This window comes from Trinickia sp., from assembly GCF_051961175.1.
Taxonomy (GTDB): Bacteria; Pseudomonadota; Gammaproteobacteria; order Burkholderiales; family Burkholderiaceae; genus Trinickia.
This window is the reverse complement of record NZ_JBQCDN010000162.1, coordinates 21392-28297: the sequence shown is the minus strand read 5'-3', so window position 1 is coordinate 28297 and position 6906 is coordinate 21392. Positions and strand designations below refer to the sequence as shown.

At 62.9% G+C, this 6906-nt stretch carries 7 protein-coding genes; 2 read left to right on the top strand and 5 right to left on the bottom strand.

Going from position 1 to position 6906, the window contains the following annotated elements:
* The coding region (locus ACTHL0_RS09465) for an SDR family NAD(P)-dependent oxidoreductase (protein ID WP_440566469.1) at window positions 1-222 on the bottom strand (222 nt) is incomplete at its 3' end.
* 224 nt (window positions 223-446) lie between these two features.
* Here ACTHL0_RS09465 and ACTHL0_RS09460 point away from each other — a divergent pair.
* Both ACTHL0_RS09460 and cydB read left to right on the top strand, forming a co-directional pair.
* Window positions 447-1883 (top strand): cytochrome ubiquinol oxidase subunit I, encoded by a 1437-nt coding sequence (locus ACTHL0_RS09460; protein ID WP_440566468.1) that lies wholly within the window; start codon window positions 447-449, stop codon window positions 1881-1883.
* The gene (gene cydB / locus ACTHL0_RS09455) at window positions 1870-2883 is read left to right on the top strand and encodes a cytochrome d ubiquinol oxidase subunit II (protein WP_440566472.1); all 1014 of its coding nucleotides are present in this window, start codon (window positions 1870-1872) and stop codon (window positions 2881-2883) included. Before ACTHL0_RS09460 ends, cydB begins: the two co-directional genes overlap by 14 nt.
* An 18-nt stretch (window positions 2884-2901) precedes the next feature.
* On the opposite strand, the gene ACTHL0_RS09450 is transcribed toward cydB, so the two are convergent.
* From ACTHL0_RS09450 to ACTHL0_RS09435, 4 genes are all read right to left on the bottom strand, one after another.
* Complete coding sequence (locus ACTHL0_RS09450; protein WP_440566467.1) at window positions 2902-3480, bottom strand: DUF3005 domain-containing protein; 579 nt, start codon at window positions 3478-3480, stop codon at window positions 2902-2904.
* A gap of 85 nt (window positions 3481-3565) precedes the next feature.
* Entirely contained in the window at window positions 3566-5209 is a 1644-nt protein-coding gene (locus ACTHL0_RS09445) for a GMC family oxidoreductase (protein ID WP_440566466.1), read from the bottom strand.
* Window positions 5199-5933 (bottom strand): gluconate 2-dehydrogenase subunit 3 family protein, encoded by a 735-nt coding sequence (locus ACTHL0_RS09440; protein WP_440566465.1) that lies wholly within the window; start codon window positions 5931-5933, stop codon window positions 5199-5201. The genes ACTHL0_RS09445 and ACTHL0_RS09440 overlap by 11 nt, the downstream gene beginning before the upstream one ends.
* On the bottom strand, window positions 5930-6892 hold the full coding sequence (locus tag ACTHL0_RS09435) for a hypothetical protein (protein WP_440566464.1): 963 nt from the start codon (window positions 6890-6892) through the stop codon (window positions 5930-5932). The genes ACTHL0_RS09440 and ACTHL0_RS09435 overlap by 4 nt, the downstream gene beginning before the upstream one ends.
* Window positions 6893-6906 lie beyond the last annotated feature (14 nt).

Here is a 6906-nt window from a genome sequence, read left to right as displayed (position 1 = left end):
GGCTTCGACGGCGTCGGCATTGCTGACGTCGGTTTCGATCGGCAAAGCCCGCACGCCATAGCCGCGTGCGAGCTCGGCCACTTCAGCCAGTGCTTCGGCACCGCGTGCGAGCAGCGCGACGTCGGCGCCGAGTTGTGCGAAGGCGAGCGCGGCTGCGCGGCCCACTCCCGCGCTGGCCCCGGTCACGACGACGATCTTCGGGTGGTGATGCGAACGCGCCATGGCAGTCTCCGATCAAACGTGATGTTCGTTTTCGTATGCGCGCAGAGCGCTGCCCCGCGCGCATCGATCCATCGGCGGTTTCCGCATATCGCGTGCCATCGATGGGGCCGGCAAATGCGGCATCGCGGCATTCGCTTTGCTGGCGATGGACTGAGTCTCGGCGAGCCCGCTGCCGAGCTTGCGTACCCCGCCCACCGCTTCATTTTTGGTAGGTACCGCCTCTTATGAGCCCTCTCTTGCTGTCTCGCGTGCAGTTTGCCTGGGTCATTGCGTTGCATATTCTGCTGCCGGCATTCACGGTGGGCCTTTCTTGTTACATCGCCACGCTCGAGATGCTTTGGTGGGCGACGGGCCGTGACGTTTACCGGCGGCTCTCGGCTTTTTGGATTCGCATTTTCGCCGTCTCGTTCGGCATGGGCGTGGTATCGGGCATTGTCATGCCCTTTCAATTCGGAACGAATTGGAGCCGATTCGTGGCAGCGACATCGAGCGTCATCGGGTCGTTGATGGCTTACGAAGTGCTGACCGCCTTCTTCCTCGAATCGGCGTTTCTCGGCGTGCTGCTATTTGGCCGCAAGCTCGTGCCGCGCTGGGCCCATGTGCTTTCAGCGATGCTGGTCGCACTTGGCACGTTGATGTCGTCGTTCTGGATCCTGGCCGTCAACAGTTGGATGCAGACGCCCAGTGGTTATCGGATCATGGACGGCAAGTTTGTGCCGGACAGCATTCTCTCGATCATCTTCAACCCGTCGTTTCCCTATCGATTGGCGCATACGGTGACGGCCTTCGTGGTGACGACGGCTTTTGTCATTCTCGGTGTGGGCGCACATTACCTGCTTAGAGGGCGGGTGCCCGAAGAGGGGCGCGTGATGGTAAAGATGGCGCTGTGGTTCCTGGTGATCATGGTGCCTGCACAGATCGCGATCGGCGACGAGCACGGACGGAACACGCTCGAATATCAGCCGACGAAGCTCGCGGCGATGGAAGGTCTTTGGGATACAGGCCGGCGCGTGCCTGCGAATTTGTTCTCGATTCCTGACGATCGCGAGGAGCGCAATCGCTTCGAGATTGCTATTCCTGTATTGGGCAGCCTCTATTTGACGCATGACCCAAATGGGCTTGTCCGCGGGCTCAAGGACTGGCCGCGCGCCGACCGGCCCACCGTGCCCATCGTCTTCTTTGCCTTTCACATCATGGTTGGCATCGCGCTGCTCATGCTGGCGATTGTCATCAGCGGTCTTGTCCTATGGCCAAAACGCAGGCTGTACGAAAGCCGGCGATGGCTGGCCGTTTGCCGGTGGGCCAGCCCGCTGGGGTTCATCGCCGTGCTTGCGGGGTGGACGACGACCGAGGCCGGGCGTCAGCCGTGGACCGTCTATGGATTGATGAGGACGGCCGATTCGGTCACCCCATCGTTGACGACGGCGGACGTCTCGTTATCGCTCGCATTGTACGTGCTCAGCTATCTGTTCATTTTTGGCTCCGGTATCGTGTTGATGGCGCGGCTGTTGCGCATCGGCCCCGAAGCGCTTGGGCCCGCAAAGCCGACGCTGAATCGGCGTGCCGCGCGCCCCTTGTCGGCAGCCCAGGGTACGGATGGCGACGAGTCGGGGCCGGCGGTATTGCCGGCCAAGATGGGAGGCGATGATGACGCATCTTGATCTGGTCCCGCTCTGGGCGGCCATTCTTGGATTTGCGGTGCTGATGTACATCCTGTTGGATGGCTTCGATCTTGGCGTCGGCATGCTCTTTCTCCTGCGCAAGAACGAAGCGGATCGCGATGTGATGATCGCGTCCGTCGCACCGGTCTGGGATTTCAACGAGACCTGGCTCGTGTTGGGCGCAGCGGGGCTGTTGGCCGTATTCCCGGGGGCGTTCGCGATCATCGTTCCCGCCGTGTACTTTCCCGCGTTGCTGATGTTGCTGGGTCTGATTTTCCGTGGCGTGGCGTTCGAGTTCCGAAGCGTGCCGGGGGCGAAGCGGCATGGGTGGAATGCGGCGTTTGCGTGCGGATCGGTGCTGGCCAGTTTCGCCCAGGGCGTGATCGTCGGCATGTTCATTCAGGGCTTCGACGAAGCGGGCGGACAGTTTGTCGGGACGAGTTGGGATTGGGTACGGCCGTTTCCGATTTTAGCGGGCCTCGGGGTGATGGCGGGTTATGCGTTGCAAGGAGCGACGTGGCTGATTATGAAGACGGAGGGACGGCTTCAGACGTGGGCGCGGCGTGTCGCACAGCGGGTGATGGTGCTCGTGTTCGTGTTTATCGGCGTTGTCAGCGTGGTGACGCCGTTATTCAACCCCAGCATCGCCGCGCGTTGGTTCTCGTGGCCGAATCTCGCGTTCTTTGCGCCGGTGCCGCTCGTGACGTTATTGCTTGCCGGTTTGCTCGTTCGCGGCGCGGAGCGTGGGCGCGAGGTGTTGCCGTTCGTGTGCTCGGTGGGGTTGTTCTTTTTGTCGTTCTCCGGGCTCGTGATCAGCCTCTGGCCGATGATCGCGCCGCCTTCCGTTACGCTGTGGCAAGCGGCTGCGGCGCCGGCGTCGCATGAGTTTTTGATGATCGGTACGGCATTCGTGCTGCCGTTTCTGCTGATTTATGTCGTCTGGTCTTATTGGGTGTTTCGCGGGAAGGCTAGCGAGCACGGGGGGTATGGGCATGAGTGAGGGGAGTGTTGCCGCCCGTCAGCCGTGCGTGTACCCCTTCCCCGTGTGCTCGAGTGTAATCACCTGTTCGGCACGCGTCCCGTTGCGCTCCCGGACGTCTACCGTCCCGTGATACGCCACACGCCATCCTTCTCGTGTGGCAATGATGGGTAGGTTTCCGCCAGGACGGCTATCCAGATCGACGAGCCCTTCCGGCCGCACGGGGATCGCGTTGTCCAGCGTCGCATTCGAGTTGATGACGTTGTCTTGCCATATCGATGCGCCGCGTCTGGCCTCCAATCCTTTCCCGTCGGTGTCAACCGTATCGTCCGTAGCGGCCATCCCCGCGTTGTCGACGGACACCGTCCGCGCATTCGCTCGCGCAATCGGGTCTTCGCTGTCCACGCCCTTTTTCGCGCCGTGCTCGATCGACGGCAGCACCGCCGGCTCTTTCGCCCCCACCCAGGCTGTCGGAGACTCATGCTTATTCTTGCCAAACTCTTTCCCTTGCGTCTTCGCATCGGGCATGTCCCCAGCGGCCGGCGTCTTGGCCGGGCTCTTCGCGGCGATTTCGTTTTGCTGCGTCTGGGTCGGATTGTTCTGCGCGTTCTCTGACATCGCTGATCTCCGGATAGTGAACCGTTCCACTTAATTCTTACGCAACCTTCGTGCCGGAATGCTTGAAGATGTCCCGCGCCAGAAGTCACAGTTCACCGCGCGCACGCAGCGTCGCGATACGGTCTGCCGTGCGGCAAGCGATCGCTTGGATCGTCAATGAGGGGTTGACCCCGCCTACTGTCGGAAACACGGAGCCGTCGCAGATCCACAGGTTTGGAATATCCCAACTACGACAATCGGCATTGACGACGCTCGTTTTCGGATCGTCCCCCATTCGAGCCGTGCCATTCAAATGACAGGTATCGTCTTCCTGGCGCCAAATCTCCGTGGCGCCCGCGGCTTCCAACGCCATACCCATGAAATCGAGTGAATGTTTGACGAGCCGTTTATCGTTGTCGCACGGCGAGTACGTGATATGCGCGATCGGCAGGCCGTACGCATCTTTCTCATCGGCCAGCGTGACGCGATTGCTCTCTTGCGGAAGCGATTCGCCGACGATCTTCAATCCCGCTTGATGGTTGTACTTTCCCATCTCCCGATGCAGCGCCTCGCCCCACAGCCCGCGGCCGATCTGCGTTGAAGCCCAGGCGTTCGGCAGCGGCCGTTGGCTCATGTAGCAATAGCCGCCGTAAAAATCCTTGCCTTCGTCCGTATAGTTCCAATGTTCGGTCATCGCGAGCGATGGCGGCCCTTTGTACCAGCGGATTTCTTCATCCATCAAGCCCCATACGGCCTGATTCGCTTGAACCATCAGGTTCTTGCCCACGAGCCCCGAGCGATTGGCGAGGCCGTTGGGAAAGCGTGGTGTCGCCGACATCAATAGGAGTCGAGGCGTTTCGATCGCATAGCCGGCGACGACGACATGACGCGCTCGCTGAAATTGCCACTTCCCTTCGCGCAGGTACTCCACGCCGGTCACGCGATCGTTTTCATCCACTGCAACCCGGCCGACCATCGCCAGATCGCGGATCTCGGCTCCGGCTTTCACTGCACGCGGAATCCAGGTCACCAGCGCACTTTGTTTGGCATTGGTCGCGCATCCCGACACGCAAAACCCGCGATAGACGCAGGGATGCGCCTTCCCGCGCGGCGCGGAAATCGTGGCCAGCGGCGTAGGACACCAGGGGATACCAAGCGCATCGCAGCCTCGCGCCAGAACCAGTGCCGCCGCATTCATCTCATGTGCACGATAGGGATAACGCGGCCGATGCGGGCCCCAAGGATAATTAACGGGCCCCGAGATTTTCAAAGCCTCTTCAACGTAGCCGTAATACCGCCACATCTCCCGCCAATCGATTGGCCAATCGGCGCCATAGCCGAGCAGGCTGCGCGATTTGAACCACTCGGGGCGAAATCGCAGCGAGACCATCGCGAAATGCACGGTACTACCGCCCACTGCTTTACCGCTGTTGTTGCTACCCATTTTGAGCGGCTGCGTGCCGTCGCAAATGCGTTCATCGGTCCAATAGAGTTTCGCCTGGTGCGTCTCGTCTGATGCGAACTCTTCGAGCGGACGCCACCACGCACCCGCATCGAACGCCACCACGCTAAAGCCCTGCTCCGCGAGGCGGCAGGCCAGCGTGCCGCCGCCCGCACCGGTCCCGACGATCGCAAAATCGACCGGGTCGTCTTGCCGGTACTCGCGCATCGGTATCCAACCGCCCACCGTGAACACGTCCGGTGCGCGCCCGTTTTTGCCGCGCGGCGTGTGCATGGCGTCATCGCGCACGGCGGTTCTCCTCGCGTGCGCGTGCTTCTTCTCCGGGATGCGCTTCGGCCGCTTCCCACGGATCGCGGCGGTTCGCTTGCATGCGCACGTACCCGCGCGGATTCGCCGGACCGCCGAACCCGATCTCGCTCCACGATTGCGGATGCGAGTAGTAGGCGGCGCTGATATCGTTCAACGCGCGCAGTTCGAAGAAGACGTGGGACGGCATGCCCTGCCATGCGGGATCTTTCAGGTCGCCTTGCTGCATACGCTCGACGAGCCCGCGTTGCTGGGCTTCGTCGATATCGGCGAAGCCTGCCTCGTAGGCGTTGCGGCTCTCGGTATCCAGCGCGGCAAGCCCGATCTGCCAGGCCTCGCGGAGCGGCGGGAGACGCGCGTCGCGGTAGCCGTCGCGGCTATCGTCGAACAGCTTCGTGTCGACGAGCGCGGCGACGGGGACGATTGGGTCGGCCCAGCGCACATCGTCGCCGTGGGAGCCGGAAGGCGAAGTCAAGCTCGAGCCCGAGCTATCCGTGACCGGTTTGCACGAATTCGGCACCAGCACGGCGCACAAAGCGTTCAACACCCGCCATTGAGCGTCATTGCAAAAGCGGGGCGTATTGCGTTGAGCCAGGCGCGCGTCGATGACTTCACGCGTCACGTCGTCCCACGATGGCGAGTCGCGTTTGAGCAGGACGTCATAGCCGGGATAGCGGGAGGGATGCGATGGTCGAGAAGGGCTCATGATTCGGTGTCTCTCAAACGCAAGGCGGCAAGTCCTGCCGTCGCGAGGGCGGTGAAACTCGGGGGCGCCGGTATCGGCGGGCCGCTCAGGACGTTCTGCGACCAATTGCGCCAGCCGCCGCGTTGGCGCGCAACGCCCCGGATATGAAAGCCGACGCCGATCGCGCCGAGCGCCGCCGTCGCGCGCAGCCAGAGCCGTGTCCACACGTTCTCCCGCGGCGGCGCAAGCGCGGCGCGCGCCAGCAGGACCGCCGCGATCGGCGGGACAGTCACAGGCGCATACATCGCCCGGTGTTGAAACGCGCCGCGAAAATGAAGCAAGGCCACTTCGCCCACCGTCCCCGCCATCCCCACGGCCGCGAGCAAGGCCAACGCTTTGCCGGCCGGCATGCCGAGCAGCCGTGGGTCATGCGCCGGTTCGTCGCGCAGCCGTTCACCGACGGCACCCAACGCGCCCGATAGCAGCAGCGCCGCGGGCGCGCCGAGCGGCGCACCATAGAACAGGTTGTGCCAGCTCAGCCGGCCCGGGCGTTTCGTGACGTTATATAGATGGAAGCCCGTGCCCGCGACGCCCACGCCGGCAGCGGCCAGATAGATCGTGTTGCGGATGCGATGGCGGCTCCCGGCGCGATCCGCGCCGCCGTGGATCCCGGCCGCGAGCGAGAGCGCGCCGATGACGAGCGGCGCGTACATCGCCGGATTCTCGAACGAGCCGCGATAGTGCTCGACCGCCGAATCCGCCAGTGCGGACCATGCGAGCAAAGCGGAACTCCGATTGAATGCGCGTGCGGCGTGAACGTGTGCATCGATTCGCGCCCCTTTGCCGACGGCTCGCAAGGCATGGGCGGCGAGCGAGCGATCCGGTTTGCCGTTCGATGCTGATTTCAGAACGGTTGCGGCAACCGCGGCGCCCGCGGCAACACCCAAGGCTGTGACGATTCCGCTGGCGGTGCGATTCATCGGCATTGGCTCGC